The 20,447-nt window shown below is 65.3% G+C and carries 20 protein-coding genes; 3 read left to right on the top strand and 17 right to left on the bottom strand.

Going from position 1 to position 20,447, the window contains the following annotated elements:
• Positions 1 to 39: 39 nt before the first annotated feature.
• From ACUYMZ_RS08930 to ACUYMZ_RS08920, 3 genes are read right to left on the bottom strand one after another with little or no spacing between them, the layout of a single operon-like run.
• Entirely contained in the window at positions 40 to 1,602 is a 1,563-nt protein-coding gene (locus ACUYMZ_RS08930) for a molybdopterin-dependent oxidoreductase (protein WP_481602805.1), read from the bottom strand.
• Positions 1,599 to 2,858, bottom strand: coding sequence for a sensor histidine kinase (locus ACUYMZ_RS08925; protein ID WP_481602804.1), 1,260 nt, complete (start codon positions 2,856 to 2,858; stop codon positions 1,599 to 1,601). Before ACUYMZ_RS08925 ends, ACUYMZ_RS08930 begins: the two co-directional genes overlap by 4 nt.
• On the bottom strand, positions 2,845 to 3,582 hold the full coding sequence (locus ACUYMZ_RS08920) for a response regulator transcription factor (protein ID WP_481602803.1): 738 nt from the start codon (positions 3,580 to 3,582) through the stop codon (positions 2,845 to 2,847). Before ACUYMZ_RS08920 ends, ACUYMZ_RS08925 begins: the two co-directional genes overlap by 14 nt.
• Positions 3,583 to 3,734: 152 nt before the next feature.
• Between ACUYMZ_RS08920 and moaA the strand changes: the two genes are divergently transcribed.
• Positions 3,735 to 4,874 (top strand): GTP 3',8-cyclase MoaA, encoded by a 1,140-nt coding sequence (gene moaA, locus ACUYMZ_RS08915; RefSeq protein ID WP_481602802.1) that lies wholly within the window; start codon positions 3,735 to 3,737, stop codon positions 4,872 to 4,874.
• Positions 4,875 to 4,878: 4 nt separating this feature from the next.
• Positions 4,879 to 5,145, top strand: a complete 267-nt coding sequence (locus ACUYMZ_RS08910) for a MoaD/ThiS family protein (protein ID WP_481602801.1) — start codon at positions 4,879 to 4,881, stop codon at positions 5,143 to 5,145.
• 3 nt (positions 5,146 to 5,148) lie between these two features.
• Here the strand turns inward: ACUYMZ_RS08910 and ACUYMZ_RS08905 are convergent, their stop codons facing one another.
• The 8 genes from ACUYMZ_RS08905 to truB form a co-directional block, all read right to left on the bottom strand.
• Positions 5,149 to 5,610 carry a DUF1579 domain-containing protein gene (locus ACUYMZ_RS08905; protein ID WP_481602800.1) on the bottom strand — a complete coding sequence of 154 codons (462 nt, stop codon included), beginning with the start codon at positions 5,608 to 5,610 and terminating at the stop codon, positions 5,149 to 5,151.
• A gap of 99 nt (positions 5,611 to 5,709) precedes the next feature.
• Positions 5,710 to 7,053: a M16 family metallopeptidase gene (locus ACUYMZ_RS08900; RefSeq protein ID WP_481602799.1), complete on the bottom strand. Its 1,344-nt coding sequence runs from the start codon at positions 7,051 to 7,053 to the stop codon at positions 5,710 to 5,712.
• Between the two features lie 76 nt (positions 7,054 to 7,129).
• Positions 7,130 to 9,379, bottom strand: a complete 2,250-nt coding sequence (locus ACUYMZ_RS08895; RefSeq protein ID WP_426006815.1) for a polyribonucleotide nucleotidyltransferase — start codon at positions 9,377 to 9,379, stop codon at positions 7,130 to 7,132.
• A gap of 236 nt (positions 9,380 to 9,615) precedes the next feature.
• Entirely contained in the window at positions 9,616 to 9,885 is a 270-nt protein-coding gene (rpsO, locus tag ACUYMZ_RS08890) for a 30S ribosomal protein S15 (protein WP_021472634.1), read from the bottom strand.
• 212 nt (positions 9,886 to 10,097) lie between these two features.
• Complete coding sequence (locus tag ACUYMZ_RS08885) at positions 10,098 to 11,084, bottom strand: bifunctional riboflavin kinase/FAD synthetase (RefSeq protein WP_426006814.1); 987 nt, start codon at positions 11,082 to 11,084, stop codon at positions 10,098 to 10,100.
• Between the two features lie 88 nt (positions 11,085 to 11,172).
• Positions 11,173 to 11,613: a hypothetical protein gene (locus ACUYMZ_RS08880; RefSeq protein ID WP_426006812.1), complete on the bottom strand. Its 441-nt coding sequence runs from the start codon at positions 11,611 to 11,613 to the stop codon at positions 11,173 to 11,175.
• Between the two features lie 19 nt (positions 11,614 to 11,632).
• The gene (locus ACUYMZ_RS08875; RefSeq protein ID WP_481602798.1) at positions 11,633 to 11,986 is read right to left on the bottom strand and encodes a hypothetical protein; all 354 of its coding nucleotides are present in this window, start codon (positions 11,984 to 11,986) and stop codon (positions 11,633 to 11,635) included.
• Between the two features lie 2 nt (positions 11,987 to 11,988).
• Entirely contained in the window at positions 11,989 to 12,906 is a 918-nt protein-coding gene (truB, locus tag ACUYMZ_RS08870) for a tRNA pseudouridine(55) synthase TruB (protein WP_481602797.1), read from the bottom strand.
• Positions 12,907 to 12,940: 34 nt separating this feature from the next.
• Here truB and ACUYMZ_RS08865 point away from each other — a divergent pair, with 34 nt between their 5' ends.
• Positions 12,941 to 14,095, top strand: a complete 1,155-nt coding sequence (locus ACUYMZ_RS08865) for a pyridoxal phosphate-dependent aminotransferase (protein WP_481602796.1) — start codon at positions 12,941 to 12,943, stop codon at positions 14,093 to 14,095.
• 40 nt (positions 14,096 to 14,135) lie between these two features.
• On the opposite strand, the gene ACUYMZ_RS08860 is transcribed toward ACUYMZ_RS08865, so the two are convergent.
• From ACUYMZ_RS08860 to ACUYMZ_RS08835, 6 genes are all read right to left on the bottom strand, one after another.
• The gene (locus ACUYMZ_RS08860; RefSeq protein WP_481602795.1) at positions 14,136 to 14,618 is read right to left on the bottom strand and encodes a nucleoside deaminase; all 483 of its coding nucleotides are present in this window, start codon (positions 14,616 to 14,618) and stop codon (positions 14,136 to 14,138) included.
• 84 nt (positions 14,619 to 14,702) lie between these two features.
• A complete protein-coding gene (gene rbfA, locus ACUYMZ_RS08855) occupies positions 14,703 to 15,209 on the bottom strand; it encodes a 30S ribosome-binding factor RbfA (RefSeq protein ID WP_426006807.1) in 507 nt (168 codons plus the stop codon).
• Positions 15,210 to 15,286: 77 nt separating this feature from the next.
• A complete protein-coding gene (gene infB, locus ACUYMZ_RS08850) occupies positions 15,287 to 18,148 on the bottom strand; it encodes a translation initiation factor IF-2 (RefSeq protein WP_426006806.1) in 2,862 nt (953 codons plus the stop codon).
• A 152-nt stretch (positions 18,149 to 18,300) separates the two neighbouring features.
• Positions 18,301 to 18,642 carry a YlxR family protein gene (locus ACUYMZ_RS08845; protein ID WP_426006805.1) on the bottom strand — a complete coding sequence of 114 codons (342 nt, stop codon included), beginning with the start codon at positions 18,640 to 18,642 and terminating at the stop codon, positions 18,301 to 18,303.
• A 189-nt stretch (positions 18,643 to 18,831) separates the two neighbouring features.
• The gene (nusA, locus tag ACUYMZ_RS08840; RefSeq protein ID WP_481602794.1) at positions 18,832 to 19,818 is read right to left on the bottom strand and encodes a transcription termination factor NusA; all 987 of its coding nucleotides are present in this window, start codon (positions 19,816 to 19,818) and stop codon (positions 18,832 to 18,834) included.
• Positions 19,818 to 20,429 carry a ribosome maturation factor RimP gene (locus ACUYMZ_RS08835; protein WP_426006803.1) on the bottom strand — a complete coding sequence of 204 codons (612 nt, stop codon included), beginning with the start codon at positions 20,427 to 20,429 and terminating at the stop codon, positions 19,818 to 19,820. The genes nusA and ACUYMZ_RS08835 overlap by 1 nt, the downstream gene beginning before the upstream one ends.
• Between the last annotated feature and the right edge of the window lie 18 nt (positions 20,430 to 20,447).

The raw sequence follows: 20,447 nt of genomic DNA, 5'->3' as shown, positions 1-20,447 counted from the left end.
CGGTTCCCGGAGTCTACCCGGACGTGGGAGCGGAGAGCCTCATGTGACCTTGATAGTGACGGTGTGGTACCCCGTTGCGCCGTCGGGGGCGACGCGGGCACGCTCTTCCACCTGCGGCCGGCCTGACGCGTCCGTCGCGCGGACCTGCACCTCGTAGTCGCCGGGTGTGAGGTCAACGGCGTGCTGCCACTGGTACCACGTATCCGCGGAGATTCCCGGCGCCAGTGCCGCTTCCTGCCAAGGCCCCCTGTTGACGCGCATTTCCACACGCTCGATGCCCCGGTGCTGCGCCCAGGCCACGCCACCAAACTGCACCGTGCCGGCCCTGACGGAACGGCCGCTGCGGGGAACGTCGATGCGCGACTGCGTCTTGACAGGGCCACGCTCACTCCAGCCGCGTGTGCTCCAGTAAGCCTTCTCATCCGCGAAACGGGTGACCTTGAGCTCCGTCAACCACTTGGTCGCGGACACAAAACCGTAGAGTCCCGGAACGACCATCCGAACGGGAAAGCCGTGTTCGAGCGGCAAGGGTTCGCCATTCATGCCAACCGCCAGGAGCGCATCCCGGCCGTCCGTGAGGGCCTCCAGCGGAGTGCTGGCCGTCCAGCCGTCGTTGCTGGTGGACAGGACCATATCCGAAGCGGACGTGGGACGCGCCATGGCCAGCAGTTCGCGGACCGGCCAGCCCAACCACAGCGCGTTGCCGATCAGGTCGCCGCCCACTTCGTTGGAAACGCAGGCGATGGTGATGTGGCGCTCTGTCATGGGCTTGGACAGCAGGGCCGCAAAGTCGAGTTCGAGGTCCTGCTCCACCAGGCCGGTGACTTTGAGCTTCCAGGTCGACGGATCAATGGCCGGCACCGCAAGGGCAGTGTCAATACGGTAGAAATCCCGGTTCGGGGTAACAAGGGGGCTGATTCCGTCGATGGGCAGGGCGGCCCCGTCCGGAACGGCCTGGGGTGGCGTAGACGGCTGTGGCAGGACCATGGAACCCCGGAAGCCGGATGCCACTGAGGCGGCGCGCGTTACCACGGCGGTGGCGGCACCGCCCACGGCCGCTCCCAGCGAGGTGAGGGCTACGGCATTGAGGAACCGCCGTCGGGCCAGCGGAGCAGGCTCCTGGTCCGTGGGCTGCCTGTCCTCCCTTGACCCCGGCGGACGGGCCGGCACCCATTCGGCGAGTTTCCGCACCAGCATCCGCAGGACAACCATGGTGGTGACAGCGGCAATCACCGGGGCCACAGCGGCCTGGGGAACAGCCTGGGCGCGCGTGAGGACGGCAGCAAGGCCTGCAGCGCCCGCCACTGCCGAAAGTGCCAGTCCCAGCCCTGCCCTGCGCCACTCCATGAGTCCGGCGAGTGCAGCAAGCCCTGCCGCGACCAGGACGATGCACACCACCAGCACCAGCTTGTCGGCGGTCCCGAACCACTGGATGGCCAGATCCTTTGCCCAGGGCGGGACAGCGTCGATGACCACACCACCCAGCGCCGTCACGGGTGAAACGAGCGGGCTGAGCAGTCCTGCCACCAACTCGCCTGCGGCAATACCTATGGCGCCCGCGGCGACACCCGCGGCTGCCGCCCAGCGTCCGGGCATCCTCATCTCTTGTCTCCTTGGTCCGCCTTGGCTGCCGGATCCTGCGGGTAGGCATGCCCCGCTGCCGGGCTGCCGTTGGCCCCGCCCGCCGGAAGGGACAGCGCAAACCGGCATCCGCCGTCGATGTTTTCCACCTGAACTGTGCCCCCGTGGGCGTGGACGATTCCTGCCACCATGCTCAGGCCGATTCCAGCGCCACTGTACGAACCTCCCCGATCCCCGGGGTTTCCCCTGGCGGGGTCCTTTTGCCAGCCGGTCTCAAACAAATGGGGCAGGTCTTCCCCGGCGATGCCACCGCAGTGGTCCTCCACGGCGACCACCGCGTTACCGCCTTCCGGTCCCACCGTGACGCGCACCTTTGCGGGCGGCCTGCTGTAGAGGACGGCGTTGAGGATGATGTTCCGTACGGCCCGGGCGATGCTCGGGCCGTCGGCCACGGCCATGCACTGCCGGTCTCCCCCGCCCACCAAGGTGATGCCGCGCTGGTCGGCCAGGGGTGCAAGATCGGAAAGCGCATCACTCACCACGTCGTAGAGATCCAGCGGTTCGGTGCGGAGCCTCAGGCTACCGGCCTGGATTTTGGACAATTCCAGCAGGTCGTTCACCATCACGGTCATCTGTTCGGTTTGTCCGATGATCTTCCGGTAGCCGACGGCGACGTCGGGGACCATGCCGTCCTCCAGCGCCTCAGCCATGGCCCTGATGCTTGCCAGTGGTGTCCGCAGATCGTGCGAGATCCACGAGACGAGTTCGCGGCGTGCCGTTTCCATGGCGGCTTCGCGTTCGCGGGACTCGGCAAGGCTGCGGCTGCTCGCTTCCAGTTCCTTGGCGAGTTCGGCAAGCTCCGACGTCATGGCCGGACCGGCGTTCCTGCCGTGGGATGCACCGTCTGCTGCACTGCCACCGGTATGGACATTCCCCAGGGTCTCACCGCGGCCCAGCCTGCGGGCGGCGTCCACCAGCCGGGCGGCATTCCGTGACACCCCGGCGCCCAGCATGAGTGCCAGCACCACCGCCACCGCGGAGGCAATGGCGAGGATGTACCACATGACTTCGAGGTCGCGGGCGGAAATGAACATGGCGTTGAAGGCACTCACCATGCCGGTGACCAGCACGGCGACGGTGGCCACCACCACCAGGCAGATCTGGGCGAGTACCGAAGCCCCGCGCAAGACCCGAAGCAACAGCAGCGTCAGGACACCGATCAGGATGGCCCAAAAGAGGATCCACGCCAGGATGGTGGCCAGGTCAGTGCCCTCCATGCCCGGCTCCCTCCGTGTCGAACCGGTAGCCCACACCCCATACCGTTTTCAAAAGGACCGGTTTGGTGGGGTTGTCTTCGATCTTCTCCCGAAGCCTGCGGACGTGGACGGTCACCGTGGACAAGTCGCCGAAATCCCAGCCCCATACAGCCTTGATGAGCTGCTCCCGGCTGAAGACCTGGTTGGGCCGCCGCAACAGGAATGCCAGCAGGTCGAACTCGCGCACCGTCAGCGACAACTGCTTTCCATGGTGGGTCACGGTCCGCGACGCCGGGTTGAGATCGAACCCGGCCAGTTCCACGCGCGGTTCAGGGCTGAACTCCCTGATGCTGCGGCGCAGGACCGATTTGACCCGCAGCACGAGTTCACGCGGCGAGAAAGGCTTGGTGAGGTAGTCGTCGGCGCCTACCTCGAGGCCCAGGATCCTGTCGTCCTCCGTCCCGAGGGCAGTGACCATGATGACGGGGACGCTCATCGCGGCGCGCAACCGGCGGCAAACTTCCACACCGTCAAGGCCCGGCAGCATCCGGTCGAGGATCACCAGGTCCGGTTCCCTCTCTGCCGCCAGCTTCAGGGCCGTAAATCCGTCGCCGGCCATATCCACTTGGAAGCCGGCGCCCACCAGGTAGTCCCGGACGACGTCCGCGATCACCTGTTCGTCCTCGACGAGCAGGATCCGGCGGTTCCCGGGTTCGGTGGCAGCAGCGGTGGCTTGGGTGGTCACGCTTTCAGCATAGGTTTGCCGGACGGTGCGGGCACCTGCATCGGCAGCCCAGGAGGCAAGCGTATGGATTCCGTAAGAAGTGGCACGTCCGCTGAGTGGACCGCAGTGTTGCCGATATCACTACCACGGCGTACGTGCCGTAGCCTTAATCCATGAACGTTCAGCTTGGAATGCCCACGATCCCCGCTGTGGGCGATGCGGGCAGCGGGCCGGTTCCGCCGCCTCGTCCGGCTGGTACGCCGGCAGGACTTTGGGACCGGCACGGCCGCCGCGCCACGGACATGCGCCTGTCACTCACGGACAAATGCAACCTGCGCTGCACGTACTGCATGCCCGCCGAGGGGCTTGAGTGGCTCTCGAAGCAGGCCGTGATGACCAAGGACGAGATCATCCGGATCGTGCGCATCGGCGTCAACTCCCTGGGGGTACGCGAACTCCGCCTTACCGGAGGCGAACCCCTGGTCCGCGCCGACCTGGTGGACATCATCGCCGGCATCCGCCGGGAGCATCCTGACCTTCCCATGTCCATGACCACCAACGGTGTGGGACTGGACAAGAAGGCGGCCGCCCTCAAGGCCGCCGGACTCAACAGGATCAACGTCTCCTTGGATTCACTGCACGAGGAAACCTTCACCCAGCTCACCCGGAGGCCGTTCCTGGACCGGGTCCTCGCCGGAGTGGACGCTGCCTGGGCCGCCGGGCTGGGTCCCGTAAAACTGAATGCCGTCCTGATGCGCGGCATCAACGACGCCGAGGCACCGTCCCTGCTGGCATGGGCCTTGGATCGTGGTTACGAGCTACGCTTCATCGAGCAAATGCCCCTGGACGCCGATCACGGCTGGACCCGGCGGAACATGATTACCGCTGCCGAAATCCGGGACCTGCTGTCGGCGGACTTCGACCTCGCACCGGATCCCCGCGAACGCGATGGCGCGCCGGCTGAACGCTTCGAAGTACGACACCGCAGCGACCGCCCGGAAGGCAACGCACGCCCGGCGCCCGGCCCGGTCCTGGGCACGGTGGGCATTATCGCTTCGGTCACCGAGCCGTTCTGCTCCGACTGCCGCCGAACCCGCATCACCGCGGAGGGCAAAATCATGAGCTGCCTTTTCTCCAGGGAAGAATTCGACCTCCTGGGACTCCTGCGCAACGGCGCTTCGGACCAGCAGCTCGCCGGTCGCTGGCAGGATGCGATGTGGGTCAAGCCGAAGGCCCACGGGATGGACCACACCGGTCTTGGCGCTGCCGACTTCGTGCAGCCGGACCGCAGCATGAGCGCAATCGGAGGCTGAACCAATGCTTGTCCGTTACTTCGCTGCCGCGCGCGCAGCGGCCGGAGTCGAAGAGGAAACCTACCATCTCCCGGCAGGCAGCAGCCTGGAGGCTTTGCTGGAAGCGGCCCTCGCCGTCGAGCGTCCCAGTCCGCCGGAAGGCACTCCTGAGCTGTCGAGGATCGTGGCCCGCAGCAGCTTCCTTCGCAATGAAGTGGCTGTCCGAGACCGCTCAGTGCCGCTGGATGCCGGGGATGTCATCGATGTCCTGCCACCCTTTGCCGGCGGCTGATCTTCAAGCCTTCCTGAGCACACTCTTCAGCAGAGGAGCAAAACCTGCCCGGCCTTGCAGGCGCAGCTCAACTGTGTGCACCAGGACATCGTCCTCCACCCTGAAGGAGTGCCGGGCCACCCCGTCTGCCGTACGGCGGTCAAAGGTCAGTGTTCCGGAGGTCCACAGCCCCCGGACCGGCGCGGTTGGCGGGTGGCCCAGGCTGTCAACGTAATACCAGAGGGCACCTCCGTGTAAAGCATCCACGGTGAACATCCCGTGCCCCTCCAGGTGCGTGCCGTCGGGTTCACGGTGCCTGTAGCTCTGGACCACGGCATGACCGCCGGCGGCCGGCGTGAAGGCGACTTCGGCGTCAGTCGTATGGGCGGGCCCCCAGGGGGACTGTGCGATCTCTGTGACGCCCCGCCAGCGCCCCAGGAAGGGTTGGAGCAGACCGGCCGCGCGGCCGGTATGTGGCTGGTCCATGGCGACTCCAAGGCAACTGGGCAAACACATCAGGGCAGCATGATCGTGTGATCATGCTGCCCTGATGATGTCCGGGAGTCCAGAGTCCCGGACGGAGTTTCAGAGTCCGAACGTCTCGTTTTCCTCGAACGGGCCCACCACTGTGATGGTGCGCGGAGCCGAAGCCAGCTCCCGGGCAAGCTCCTGCACGTCCTCTACCGTGACGGCCTTGATGCGGGCCAGGGTCTCGTCAATGTCCTGGAACTCTCCGGAGACAAGTTCGGCCCGGCCCAGGCGCGACATACGTGAGCCGGTGTCCTCCAGGGACAGGACGATGCCACCGCTGAGCTGCCCCACGGCTTTGCGCAGTTCCTCCCCCGTGATGCCGTCGCGGGCCAGCTTGTCCAACTCGACGCCCAGGAGGTCAAGCACCTGGCGGACCTTGGACGGCGTGCACCCCGCGTACATGCCAAAGTATCCGGCGTCCGCATAGGCTGCCGTGAAGGAGTAGGTGGAGTACACCAGCCCACGCTTTTCCCGGATTTCCTGGAACAGCCTGGACGACATGCCGCCGCCCAGCACGGCATTGAGCACGCTCATGACGAAGCGGCGCTCATCCGTTGCCACGATCGTGGGACAACCCATGATGATGTTCGCCTGCTCCACCGGCCGCTTGACCACGTGGAGGCCCGCGGTGCCTGTGATCACGGCGCGGTCCGTGGCCCGGCGCTGTACCGGAGCAGCATCAGGATCGAGATTCCATCCCGCTGCTTCCAGTGATTCCTGCACCAGTCGGCAGACGACATCGTGGTCCAGGCCGCCGGCCGCAGTAATGACAAGCTCCTCGGGCCGGTAGTAGCGCTGGTAGTGTGCCCACACGGAATCCCGGGGCACGGCCTTGATGGCGGCGGGTGTCCCGCCGATCGGACGCGCCAGGGGGTGGCGGCCAAGGACGGCTTCCACGAACTTCTCATGCGCCACATCCGTGGGGTCGTCGCTGTCCATGGCGATTTCCTCGAGGATGACGTCGCGTTCCTGTTCCAGTTCGGCCGGGTCCAACACGGCTCCGGTGATCATGTCCGCTATGACATCGATCGCCATCGGCAGGTCGGTGTCGAGGACACGCGCGAAATAGCAGGTGCTCTCCTTGGCGGTCGCGGCGTTGGACTCCCCGCCGACTTCATCGAACGCCGAAGCTATCTCCAAGGCGGTCCGCCGCTTGGTTCCCTTAAAGAGCAGATGTTCCAGGAAATGCGTGGAACCGTGCTGTCCTTCGACTTCGTCGCGGGACCCTACTGCCACCCAGAATCCGATGGTGGCAGAACGCTGGCCCGGCATGGCCTCGGTCAGGACACGCACACCTCCCGGCAACACGGAACGGCGCACAATGGAACCGCCGTCGGCGCCATGGATCAGGTCACCGCCGGGAAGGGTCTGCTCCAAGGGCAAGGGTACGACAGTCATCTAGTCCTTTCGGGTTAAGGGCGGCGGGGCCGGTGGACTTTCACATCCACCAGCCCCGCCGGGTACTTCTGACAGACTACTCTGCCGAAGCCTCTGCGGCTTCTGCCGGAGCTTCCTCGGAAGCGCCCTCTTCCTCGGCCACAACCGGAGAGAGGGACAGCTTGCCGCGGTCGTCAATCTTGGTGATCTCGACCTGGACCTTCTGGCCCACGGAGACGACGTCATCCACATTGTCCACGCGCTTGCCGTTGGCCAGCTTGCGGAGTTCGGAGATATGCAGCAGGCCGTCCTTGCCCGGGGTGAGGGACACGAAGGCGCCGAAGGTGGTGGTCTTGACGACCGTACCCAGGTAGCGCTCACCGACTTCCGGCACCTGCGGGTTCGCGATGGCGTTGATGGCGGACCGTGCGGCATCGGCGGACGGGCCGTCGGTGGCACCGATGTAGACCGTGCCGTCGTCCTCGATCGAGATGTCCGCGCCCGTGTCTTCCTGGATCTGGTTGATCATCTTGCCCTTGGGGCCAATGACCTCGCCGATCTTGTCCACGGGGATCTTCACGGCGATGACGCGCGGAGCGAACTCGGAGAGCTCGTCCGGGGTGTCAATCGCTGCGTTGATGACCTCGAGGATGTGGAGGCGGGCCTCGCGGGCCTGCTTCAGGGCAGCGGCCAGGACCGAAGCCGGAATGCCGTCAAGCTTGGTGTCCAGCTGGATGGCAGTGACGAACTCGGAGGTACCGGCAACCTTGAAGTCCATGTCGCCGAAGGCGTCTTCGGCACCAAGGATGTCAGTCAGGGCCGCGTAGCGGGTCTGGCCGTCGACCTGGTCGGATACCAGGCCCATGGCGATACCGGCAACGGCAGCCTTCAGCGGAACACCGGCGTTGAGCATGGACAGCGTGGAAGCACAGACCGAGCCCATGGAGGTGGAGCCGTTGGAGCCGAGGGCTTCGGATACCTGGCGGATGGCGTACGGGAATTCCTCGCGGCTCGGCAGGACCGGAACCAGGGCACGCTCAGCGAGGGCACCGTGGCCGATTTCGCGGCGCTTCGGGGAACCGACACGGCCGGTCTCACCGGTGGAGTACGGCGGGAAGTTGTAGTTGTGCATGTAACGCTTGCGCGTGACCGGCGACAGGGAATCGATCTGCTGCTCCATCTTGAGCATGTTCAGCGTGGTGACGCCCATGATCTGGGTTTCACCGCGCTCGAAGATGGCAGAACCGTGAACGCGCGGGAGAACTTCGACCTCGGCGGTCAGCTGGCGGATGTCCGTCAGGCCACGGCCGTCGATGCGGATCTGGTCCTTGAGGATGCGCTGGCGGACAACATGCTTGGTGACGGAGCGGAACGCTGCGGAGAGTTCCTTCTCGCGGCCTTCGAAGTCTCCGGCGAGGGCGCCAAGGACCTCGTCCTTGAGTGCGTCGGAAGCGTTGTCGCGCTCCTGCTTGTCGGCGATCTGGAAGACAGCAGCAAGCTTGTCTGCAGCAGCAGCCTCGACAGCGGCGTAAGCGTCGTCCTGGTAGTCAAGGAAGACCGGGAACTCGACGGTGGGCTTTGCAGCGCGGGAGGCCAGGTCCGACTGTGCCTCGCAGAGGGCGCGGATGAACGGCTTGGCGGCCTCGAGCCCCTCGGACACAACCTCTTCGGTGGGGGCGGTGGCGCCCTGTTCCTTGATGAGGTTCCAGGAGTTGTCCGTGGCTTCGGCTTCGACCATCATGATCGCGACGTCATCGCCTGCGACACGGCCGGCAACCACCATGTTGAACACGGCGTTCTCCAGCTGGGAATGCTTGGGGAACGCAACCCACTGGGAGCCCTGCTCGTCGGCGATGAGGGCGACGCGGACGCCACCGATCGGGCCGGAGAACGGGAGGCCGGAGAGCTGGGTGGACATGGACGAGGCGTTGATCGCAACGACGTCGTACAGTTCGTCCGGGTTGATGGCCAGGACCGTGACGACGATCTGGACTTCGTTGCGCAGGCCCTTGACGAAGGCCGGACGCAGCGGGCGGTCCATGAGGCGGCAGGCCAGGATGGCTTCCGTGGAAGGACGGCCTTCACGGCGGAAGAACGAGCCCGGGATACGGCCGGCAGCGTACATGCGCTCCTCGACGTCCACGGTCAGGGGGAAGAAATCGAAGCCTTCGCGCGGCTGCTTGCCGGCAGTGGTGGCGGAAAGAAGAGCGGTGTCGTCGTCGATGTAGACCATCGAGGCACCGGCGGCCTGCTTGGCAAGGCGGCCGGTTTCAAAGCGGATCACGCGCTTACCAAAGCGGCCGTTGTCGATGATGGCTTCGGAGAACTGGATTTCGGGACCCTCCATGAGAGTCACCTCCGTTTCTGTTGAGCGGAAGTCCGCCGCATCAACCCAGGCCCCTTCTTCATTACTGGCCTGTACTACACCCGGTCATCGATCGAGATCCACGGGCGCGCCGTCCGTTGACGGCCTTCCCGGGAACCACTACCGAGGACCGCGAATGCGCGATGCGGTTGATTCCTGTTTTTAGTTGTTGTGAAGAAAGCGGCCCGCTCCGTGAAGGACCGGGCCGCCCAGGCAGACTAGCGGCGCAGGCCGAGACGCTCGATGAGCGAACGGTAGCGGGCGATGTCAGTGTCCTTCAGGTAGGAAAGCATGCGCTTGCGGCGACCAACCAGGGCGAGCAGGCCGCGCTGGGTGTGGAAGTCGTGCTTGTGCTGCTTCATGTGCTCAGTCAGATCCTTGATCCGCTGGGTCAGGACGGCAACCTGGACCTCGGGCGAACCGGTGTCGCCTTCGGACGTTGCGTATTCCTTGATGATGGACTGCTTTACAGCGGCGTCAAGTGCCACGTGAACTCCTAGAGTTGTGCCGTGCTTCCCGGATCAGCGCTTCACTGCCGGGTTGCTTCCGGTGCGTCACCGCACACAAAAACAGGTCCAGCTGCCACGGACTGCGGCCGGAACCACTGATCAGTTTACCGGGAGGCCGGCATTGTTGTCGAAAAGGCACCTGCTGCGATCCTGCCGCGGGTGAGGGGACAAGCACGACGGCGGCCTGCCGCCTACCGTCCGGACAGCAGTTCGTGCGCCTGGGCTACGTCCAGGCACATCTGCTCCACCAAGGCTTCCGGGCCCCGATAGGCCACCATTCCCCGCAGTCGTTGGGTGAATTCCACGGCCACAGTCTGGCCGTACAGGTTGAAGTCGTCCACGACCTCCCCTTCCGGGCGGTCGATCACATGCGCCTCCACTTGGCGGCTCACGCCATCGAAGGTGGGATTGGATCCGACGGAGATGGCAGCAGGCCAACGCGTTCCGGCCTGGTCGACAAGCCAGCCCGCATAGATTCCATCAGCCGGCACATATCCTGTGGAGTCGTGCGACAAGTTGGCCGTGGGAAACCCGAGGTCGCGTCCCCGGGCTGCGCCATGGACCACTTCACCGCGCATCCGGTGCGGACGGCCGAGGATCGCGGCAGCGGTCACGACGTCGCCCTCGGACAACGCTTCCCTGACCCAGGTGGACGAACAGCGGCGGTCTTCATCGCCGTCGTGGTGGACGGGGAAGCCGCCCGCGCCGTATTCGTTGACGACCTGGACACCGAAGCCCAATTGGTCACCGAGCTCCTGCATCGTGGCAACGTCACCCGAGTTGCCCGCGCCGAACCGGAGATCGTGGCCAACCACCACGTGGCCTGCCTGCAGGGCATCAAGCAGGATCTGCTGGACGAATTCCAACGGGGTCATGGCGGCCAGGTCCAGGGTGTACTTCATGACAAGGACTGCATCCACGCCGGCGTGTCCCAAGGCGTCGATCTTGTCCTGCAGGCCCATGATCAACTCCGGTGCCGATTCGGGCCGGTGGACCTGGGCAGGGTGTGGATCAAAGGTCACAGCGACGGACGGAATGCCTTGGCGCCTGGCCGTATCCGTCAGGAGGGCAAGCACATGCTGGTGGCCACGATGGACGCCGTCGAAGTTTCCGATGGTGACCGCTGTGGGACCAAAGTCCCGCGGGACCTCGGTGGGATCGTTCCAGATGTGGACCATCAACCTCGCCTTTTTACTGCAGATAAGTGTTCTGCCCGGCAGCCTCCGGGCCCCGGAACATTCTAAGGTTACCCGCTCCGCAGGACGCTCAGGACGGCCTGCGGCGGTTCAGCCACAGGAGCCCCAGGACGGGAAGCACCAGCGGAACAAACCCGTAACCGCGTCCGAAAAGGGACCACACCGTGTCATGCGGGAAGGCAACAGGGTCGAAAAGGCTGACGGCACCCACCACCAGCACGCCAACCAGTTCCACCAGGACAGCCGCCAGGGAGATCCTGAACCACGTGCGTCCCGGCTTGGCCAGGGAAACGGTAGCCACAATGTAGACCACGGCGGCGAATGCCGACAGGACATGGGCCAGCGGGGCCTCGTTGAATTTGGTGGCGATCTGGTACCCGGCCCTGGCCGTAGCCGACAAGGCAAACACCGCATAAACGGCAATCAGCAGCCGTCCCGGCCCGGTGTTGCGGGTGTCCTTGGCAGCCACCTGCTTCCCGCTGCCGGTGCGGTCTGTCTCGGTTCCAGTCACGTCGTTTTCTTCCTTCACGTCAGTACCAGATCTGGTTCATGCGGGCGGCCATGACAACGGCGGTGACGCCCACCGCTGCCAGGACGAAGTTGCTCCACCGTGTTTTCTCCAGGATGGACCAGTACACGGCGCCCAGGGGAATCATGAGTGCCGTCACCAGGTAGCCCCAGAATTCCCACGGCTCGCCGGCCATCTGTTCGCCCAGGGCAACGCGGACGATCGAGCCCACCAGGTACACCAGCAGTGCGGCTTCCACCGCAAGGACGGACAGGATGGTGATGTCGTTCGGCGCCTTCTTCAGCACACCTGCCACGATGCACACGATCGAGGAAACCAATCCGATGATGAGGATTGAGTAGAAGTATCCGTCCATGCCTAGTTTTCCTGCCCTGCTGCCGGGGCGAAGACCAAAACCGGTTTGGCGAAGCTTCCGGCGTCGGCAAGCAGCGCAACCAGCTCGCCCGACGGCGCAAAGGCTGCGGCCGGATTCTCCGCGGTGGCTGCTCCGGGAGTACCGGACGCGGGCCCGGCAGCGATCCGTCGGCCGAAAGAAATTTCCGTGGCCTCATGGTCGGTCAACTCGCGGTTGGGCATCAGGGAACGCGCTGCAGCAGACATCTCCAGGACATGGAGCTCGCGGGCGAGTTCATCCAGGGTTCTGGCCTGGTCGATCGAGTACGGGCCTACCTGGGTGCGCCGCAGGGCGGTCAAGTGGCCGCCCACGCCCAAGGCAGCCCCCAGGTCCCTGGCGAGGGCCCTGATATACGTGCCCGAGGAGCATTCAACGGTGACGTCCACGTCCACTGTCCTGCCGCCGTCGTTCCTGGCAACACCATGCATATCGAAACGGTGGATGGTTACGGGACGGGCCGCGAGCTTGACCTCTTCTCCCGAGCGGACGCGCGCATAGGACCGTTCGCCGTTGACTTTGATGGCGCTGACACTGCTGGGAACCTGCTGGATGGGGCCTTTCAGGGCCTCGATCCCGAGTGCGATATCGGCGTCGCTGACGCCCGCGGCGCTGCGCGCTTCCGTCACGTCGCCCTCGGCGTCGTCCGTAATGGTGCTTTCGCCAAGCCGAATGGTGGCCGTGTAGGTCTTGGAGGTGCCGACGATGTAGGTCAGCAACCTGGTGGCCTTATTGATGCCCAGCACCAGAACACCGGTTGCCATGGGGTCGAGCGTCCCCGCATGGCCGACTTTCCGGGTGCCGGCCAGCCGCCGCATCCGGCCAACCACATCGTGGCTGGTCCATCCCTGCGGTTTGTCAACGATCACCAGTCCAGAAAGCACGCTTATCAGTATATCGGTGGCTAGGATGGCTCCCATGCCCCACCTTGCCGAGCACGTCCGCGACGTCCCCGTGAACCAGATCCGCGAGATCACCGAGGCCGCCTGGAATACCCCGGACGCGATCGTCCTGAGCATCGGCGAACCGGGGTTCCCGCTTCCCCGGCACGTCCTGGACGCAGGGATGGCCTGCCTTGACCGGGACGAAACCAACTACACTCCCAACGCCGGCCTCCCGGCCCTGCGCGAGGCTTTTGCGGCCAGGTTCCGTGAGCAACAGCACCTGGACATCGGACCTGAGCGCGTCTACGTGGTGGACGGAGCGCAGCAGGGCCTCCACTTCGCCATGAGCCTGCTCCTCTCCCCCGGCGATGAAATCCTGATACCCGATCCCGGCTACCCCACTTTCGCGATGACGGGCAGGCTGCTGCACGCTGTACCGGTCCGTTATCCCCTCTACCCCCACCATGGCTTCCAGCCGCACATCGAGGACATCGAGGCCCTCATCACGCCTGCAACCAAGGTGCTGGTGGTGAACTCGCCGTCCAACCCACTCGGGGCCGTCATCCAGGAGGACACCGTGCGGCAGTTGGTGGAACTCGCGGTGCGGCATGATCTCTGGATCATCTCCGACGAATGCTATGAGGCTTTCACCTTCGATGTGCCCCATGTCAGCCCCGCCCGCTTCGACAGCGACGTGCCGGGCAAGGCCCGCGTCTTCACATCCCTGACGCTGTCCAAGACCTACGGGCTGACCGGGCTGAGGATCGGAGCCCTGGTTTGCCCGCCGGGACTGGAAAAGACCATGAACAATGTCATGGAGGCGATCGTTTCCTGCGTCGCATCACCCTCGCAGTACGCCGCTCTGGCGGCACTGACAGGCCCCCAGGATTACGTGGCCACCGCGCGCGGCCACTACCGAGGCAATCGTGATGCGGCCTCCCGCGTTTTGGAAGCGAAAGGGATTCCGTTCCTTGGCGCACAGGGTGCGTTCTACCTTTGGGCGGATCTGTCCCACGTCAGCCAGGGCAACATCCGGGCCTGGGTCCGGTCCTTCCTGGCGGATTCAGGCGTCGCTTTCGCTCCCGGCACGGCGTTCGGCCCGATCGGCGAGGGCTGGATACGGATTGCCCTCTGCGGGGAGCAAAAAGACCTGCTCGACGGCGTCAGCCGGCTGCCTGCCCGGGTTTAGGCCCCGTTGGGCGCACGGGAGCGGCAGTCGTCGTCGTGCGTCAGTACCGGGTGCGGGCGGCGTTGTTCCGCCACGTCTCAAACGGCGTGTCGGCCATGGGCAGCGGCGCATGGTCCACCGGAAGCAGCCCGGGCCGTTGCCCGGCGAAGTACTCGTAGAAGACAGCATCGTCAAAACCTGCACGGGCGGCACCGTGCCTGTCCGCCGCGTACCAGACCCTTCCGATGCGTGCCCACAGGGTGGCCGCAAGGCACAAGGGGCATGGCTCGCAACTGGTGTACAGCACCGAACCACTGAGGTCGAAGCTGCGCGTGCCGGCTGCGGCGCGCCGGATGGCGACCACCTCGGCGTGGGCGGTGGGATCGTTGTCCCGGGTGACCCGGTTGACGCCTTCATGGACCGTGCCGTCCGGGGTGACCACTACTGCACCAAACGGGCCGCCGCCGTCGGAAACGTTGTCCACGGCCAGCCTGATGGCGTGCTTGAGGTACTCGTCGCGTTGCTGCTCGTTGTGCTCGGACATGCCACGATCCTAACGGGTCCGTAAACGGCAAAGATGCCCCCGGGACGGCATCCCGGGGGCATCTTTTGAACCAACGCCGAACGGCTAGGAACGGTGGGCGTCCTCGTCGAGGTCGTCATCGTCAGAGAGGTCGATGTCCTCTTCGTCGAAGTCGTCTTCGTCGATGTCCTGGGACGAATCACTCTTGTACGGGTCGGCCTCGCCCGCGTGCTTGGCGCCGGCTGCCAAGGCGGCGACCTCGGCATCGCGGCGCTTTGCCTCGCGCAACAGTTCTTCGAGGTTCGAGGCGTTGACCGGAATCTGGTCTGCCACGAACTCAAGGGTGGGCGTCAGGCGGACGGTGATGTTCCGGCCCACCTCCTGGCGCAGGACACCCTTGGCCTTCTCCAAGGCCTTGGCGGCGTCAGCGTGGGCGGTGTCGTCGCCGAATACGGTGTAGTAGACGGTGGCGTGCTGAAGGTCGTTGGTGACGCGGGCGTCAGTGATGGTGATGGACTCGACGCGCGGGTCCTTGACCCTCCGCCCGAGGGCTTCGGCCACCACTACCTTGATCCGCTGTGCCAGCTTGGCAGCGCGTGCCGGATCAGCCATGGTTTCCTCCTGGAATGGGATTGGGGGTGCGGAACGGGTCCGCCGGAATTTCCCGACGGACCCGTTCCAAACGGAGCCTAGACGCGCGGCTTCTCGCGCATCTCGAAGGTTTCGATGATGTCACCTTCGGCGATGTCGTTGTACGAACCAAGACCGATACCACATTCGAAGTCGGTGCGGACTTCGGTGGCGTCGTCCTTGAACCGCTTGAGGGTCTCGACGGTGAGGTTGTCACCGATGACCTTGCCGTCGCGGCTGACACGGGCCTTGGTGTTACGGCGGATGATGCCGGTACGGACGATCGAGCCGGCGATGTTGCCGAACTTGGACGAACGGAAGACTTCGCGGACCTCGGCGGTACCAAGCTGGACTTCCTCGTACTCCGGCTTGAGCATGCCCTTGAGGGCCATCTCAATGTCATCGATTGCTGCGTAGATGACGGAGTAGAAGCGCATGTCCACGCCTTCGCGGTCGGCCAGTTCGGCCACGCGCTCGGCCGGCTTGACGTTGAAGCCGATGATGATGGCGTTGTCCACCGTTGCCAGGTTGACGTCGTTCTGCGTGATGGCACCCACACCGCGGTGGATGACACGGAGCTGAACGTCGTCGTCTCCGACGTCGATCTTGAGCAAGGCGTCCTCGAGGGCTTCGACGGCACCGGACACGTCACCCTTGAGGATGAGGTTGAGGGTGTCGATCTTGCCTTCGGCAACGGCCTGGTCGAAGTCTTCCAGGCTGATCCGCTTGCGGCGCTTGGCCAGGGCGGCGTTGCGGTCTGCTGCTTCACGCTTCTCAGCGATCTGGCGGGCCGTACGCTCGTCCGGCGTCACCAGGAAGGTGTCACCTGCACGGGGCACGTTGGACAGGCCGAGGACCTGGACCGGACGGGACGGCAGGGCGACATCCAGTGCCTCACCGTTCTCGTCGAACATGGCACGGACACGGCCGTGGGCCGTACCGGCAACGATCGTGTCGCCGACAGCGAGAGTACCGGACTGCACCAGGACCGTTGCGACCGCACCGCGGCCCTTGTCCAGGTTCGCTTCGATGGCGATGCCTCGAGCGTCCTTGTCCGGGTTGGCGCGCAGGTCCAGTGCCGCATCCGCGGTCAGGAGGACTGCCTCGATGAGCTCGTCGATGTTCAGGTTCTGGCGGGCAGAAACCTCGACGAACATGGTGTCGCCACCGTATTCCTCGGGAACCAGGCCGTACTCGGTCAGCTGGCCCTTGACCTTGTCAGGGTTGGCGCCTTCCTTATCGATCTTGTTCACGGCGACCACGATCGGCACATCGGCCGCCTGGGCGTGGTTGAGCGCTTCAACGGTTTGCGGCATGACGCCGTCGTCGGCTGCAACCACCAGGATCGCGATGTCCGTGACCTTTGCACCACGGGCACGCATGGCGGTGAACGCCTCGTGGCCCGGGGTGTCGATGAAGGTGATGTCGCGGGGCGAACCCTCGTGGATGTGGCTGATCTGGTAAGCACCGATGTGCTGCGTGATGCCGCCGTGCTCGCCTGCCACAACGTTGGAGTTGCGGATGGCGTCAAGCAGGCGGGTCTTACCGTGGTCGACGTGGCCCATGACCGTGACAACCGGTGCACGCGGCTCCAGGACGTCGTCGCCTTCGGCATCCAGTTCGCCCTGGAGGTCGATGTCGAACGAATCGAGCAGTTCGCGCTCTTCGTCTTCGGGGGAAACGACCTGCAGCTTGTAGCCCAGTTCGGCGCCAAGCAGGGCAAAGGTGTCCTCATCGAGGGACTGCGTTGCCGTTGCCATCTCACCGAGGTGGAACAGGACGGTAACGAGCGAGGCGGGGTTCGCATCGATCTTCTCGGCGAAGTCCGTGATGGAGGAGCCACGACGGAGACGGATGATGGTCTCGCCGTCGCCGCGGGGTACGGTTACGCCGCCCAGCGACGGAGCACTCATCTGCTCCAATTCCTGGCGCTTTGCGCGCTTGGACTTGCGCTGCTTGCCACGGCCGGCGCCGCCCTTGCCGAACGCACCCTGGGTGCCACCGCGACCGCGGCCACCCTTGCCGAAGCCACCGCCGGCGGGAGCTCCGCCACCAGTGCCACCACCGGGTGCGCCACCGGGACGACCGGGACCTCCCGGACGACCCGGACCACCGGGACGGCCTGCGCCGGCAGGTGCCGGGCGCTCAGTACGGTTGGGCATCATGCCCGGAGTAGGACGGGGACCACCGGGGCGCGGTGCACCCGGACGCGGGGCACCGGGGCGCGGTGCACCCGGACGGGGACCACCGGAACCTGCTGCGGGGCGGGGACCACCGGAACCTGCTGCAGGACGCGGGCCACCGGCACCGGCTGCAGGACGCGGACCACCCGGACGTTCACCTTCGTTGCGGCCACCCGGACGGGGCATGCCCTGCGACGTGGCGAACGGGTTGTTGCCCGGACGCGGCGGACGTTCGTTGTCTCCGCCACGACCCCGGGGCATGCCCTGGGAGGTAGCGAAGGGGTTGTTGCCCGGACGCGGACCGCCCGGACGGGGAGCCTGTCCACCGGGACGGGCCGAAGAAGGAGCATCGGCCTTGGGACCGGGGCGGGCGCCGGGCTTGGCCGGGGCCGGAGTCGACGCCGCCGGTGCAGCGGGAGCCGGAGCCGACGGAGCTGCCTGTGCTGCGGGAGCAGCAGGAGCCGGCGCTGCCGGTGCCTTGGGGGCAGCCGGACCGGGTGCAGGTGCTGCCGGGCGTGATGCTGAGGGGGCGGACGGAGCCTTGGGGGCTGCCGCAGGAGCAGCAGACTTGGCAGCGCCTGCCGACGGGTAGGCGTCGCGAAGCTTCTTCACGACGGGGGCCTCAATGGTGGAAGAGGCGGAGCGAACGAATTCGCCCAATTCCTGCAGTTTGGTGACTGCATCTTTGGAAGTAATACCGAGCTCTTTGGCGAGCTCATGTACGCGGACCTTGGCCACTTTTCTCCTGTCTCGGTCCGCACCGAGCCAGGCACGAACCGTCTACTTCTTACTGCGGACCCCTGCCGTACGCACGGCGGAAAGGCCCTTTGCAGAGCGCAACAAAGTTGTCATCGTTACGCACTCATCGCTGGGAACTCATCGGGTTTCCATCAGATTTCTGACCCGCTTTCAGGTTTGGACGGTTTTCCCGCGGAAGCCGGAACCTCCGCAAGTGGCACACCCGGCATCAGGTAGCGTTCCACGGCGCCCGTTTCGGATGCGCCCGCGAGGGCCCTTCCGAAAGCTCGCCGCTTGACCGCCAATGCCAAGCACTTTTCGCTGGGGTGCAGCCACGCACCCCTGCCGGCCATCCGGCGTCGAACATCGACGAGGACTGCGGAAGATCCGCCGCCCTGGGCGACCAGCCGGACAAGCTCGGACCGGAATCCTTGCTTCCGGCATCCGATGCAGGTGCGGACAGGCCCTTGGCCACGTTCAAGCTGTTCAGCCACGACGTGTCCTACCTGCCTCACACTGTTGGCACCCGACAGCCCCGGCCCTGCAGAAGCAGTAGGGGCACGCCCGGGCGCGCGGATACCGGACGAAAGCCCGGTTCCATCCATTCTAGCCCCCCGCTCCCGGACTCCCGAAACCGCCGCTGTGCCAGCGCGGCGCGCAGCACCGCACCAGGACGCCGGCTGCTACTCCTGGCTGCCCTTTCCTGCTGCAGTGTCGGAGACGATATCGATGCGCCAACCGGTCAGCTTTGCCGCCAGCCGGGCATTCTGCCCTTCCTTGCCAATGGCCAGGGACAGTTGGTAGTCGGGAACCACGACACGCGCGGACCTGGTGGCCTCGTCGGTGATGGTGACCGAATTCACCCTCGACGGCGACAGTGAGTTGGCGATGAACGTCGCCGGGTCCTCGCTGAAGTCGACGATGTCGATCTTTTCGTCGTTGAGCTCGTTCATGACAGCACGCACGCGCGAGCCCATTTCACCGATGCAGGCGCCTTTGGCGTTGACGCCGGGAGCGTTGGCCTTGACGGCGATCTTGGTGCGGTGGCCTGCTTCACGGGCCAGCGCAACGATCTCCACGGAACGGTCCGCGATTTCCGGAACTTCCATTTCGAACAGCTTGCGGACCAGGCCGGGGTGCGAACGGGACAACGTGATGGAAGGTCCCTTGGCGCCACGGTGGACATCCACTACGAAGGCGCGGAGCCTGCTGCCGTGGAGGTACTTCTCGCCGGGGACCTGCTCGGGCGGCGGGAGAAGCGCCTCAACGGCGCCCAGGTTGACCTGGATCATGTGCGGGTTGTTGCCCTGCTGGATCATGCCGGCCACGAGTTCGCCTTCGCGTCCCTTGAATTCTCCCAGGACGTTGTCGTCCTCCACGTCCCGCAGGCGTTGCAGGATGATCTGGCGCGCGGTGCTGGCGGCGATCCGGCCGAAACCGGCCGGAGTGTCCTCGAACTCGCCCACGGCCTCGCCGTCGTCGTCAAGTTCAGTGGCCCAGATGGTCACGTGTCCGCTCTTGCGGTCGAGTTCGGCACGGGCCTTCTCGAAGGCGCCGGGCGTCTTGTGGTAGGCCACCAGGAGGGCTTGCTCGATGGTGGGGATCAAGAGGTCCAGCGGGATTTCACGCTCGCGCTCCAGGAGCCTCAGTGCGCTCATGTCAATATCCATTAGGCCTCCTCGGAAGGTCCATTGTTGTCGTCTGCCAGCACTGCCTCATCGAGGTGGCTGAATTCAATCTCGACTTTTCCGTGGCGGATCCTGTCGAAAGGAATGGTCATGGGGTCGCCCTGCTTGGGCTTCATGCCCTTCTTGACCTCGTGTTCGGGAATGATCGTCACGGCGTCGTCCTGCACCGAGGCGATCCGCCCCATGACGTTCTCGCCCTGGATAACGTTCACCTTGACCATCCGACCGCGGGCACGGTGCCAATGGCGTGGCTCCGTCAGGGGCCGGCCCACGCCGGGAGATGACACCTCGAGGTCGTAGGGACGGCCGTCGTCGTGGGGATCGTTGTCCAGAATATCGGAAAGGGATCGAGAGACGTCGGCGATGGCGTCCAGGCTTACCCCGCCGGTTTCCTCCTGGGGCAGGTCCACGACGACGTGGACGGTGCGGTGGGAGCCGGCGACGTGGATGGAAACATCCTCGAGGTAGAGCCTGTTGGCGAGGACGGCCGGTTCGAGCAGCGCCTTGAGCCTGCTCTCTTCCGGGTTGTGGATGGTGGCCGTTGAGTTGGATCCAGTACGGTCTGTTGAAGTCGTGGCTTCCGAGTCACTCACGCTGCCCGCCGCCTCCCG

This window comes from Arthrobacter sp. T572 (assembly GCF_056780115.1).
This window is presented reverse-complemented; position numbering and strand designations above follow the sequence as displayed.